At 66.8% G+C, this 582-nt stretch carries 1 protein-coding gene; it reads right to left on the reverse strand.

Annotation, left to right across the window (positions count from 1 at the left end):
- Nucleotides 1–581, reverse strand: a 581-nt coding sequence (locus tag AC4D2O_RS19130; protein WP_490908989.1) for an aldo/keto reductase, incomplete at its 3' end; no start/stop codon positions are given.
- Between the last annotated feature and the right edge of the window lies 1 nt (nt 582).

Consider the following 582-nt stretch of genomic DNA (forward strand, 5'->3'; position numbering starts at 1 on the left):
GGCTGGTGGATCAGCAACGGGGTCCCCAGCTCCGCCAGGATCGCCGCGGCCTGCACCGTGCGCTCCGGCGAGTACGAGGAGATCCCCGCATACAGGGCCCGCCCCGACCGTACCGCGGTATCGAGGGCACCCATCGTCTCCTCCAGCGGGGTATCGGGGTCGGGGCGGTGGCTGTAGAAGACGTCCACGTACTCCAGGCCCATCCGCGTGAGCGACTGGTCCAGGCTCGCCAGCAGGTACTTCCGCGATCCCCACTCCCCGTACGGGCCCGGCCACATCCCGTAGCCGGCCTTCGTGGAGATGACCAGTTCGTCACGGAACGGCCGGAAGTCGTCCTTCAGGTGCCGGCCGAAGTTCGTCTCCGCGCTCCCCGCCGGCGGACCGTAGTTGTTCGCCAGATCAAAATGCGTCACCCCCAGATCGAACGCCCGGCGCAGGATGTCGCGCTGCACCTCGAACGCCTTGTCGTCACCGAAGTTGTGCCACAACCCCAACGACACCGCCGGCAGCAGCAGCCCGCTGGCCCCCACCCGCCGATACGGCATCGAAGCATAACGATTCTCAACAGGCACAAAAGTCATG

Source organism: Arthrobacter sp. TJ-238, from assembly GCF_058269215.1.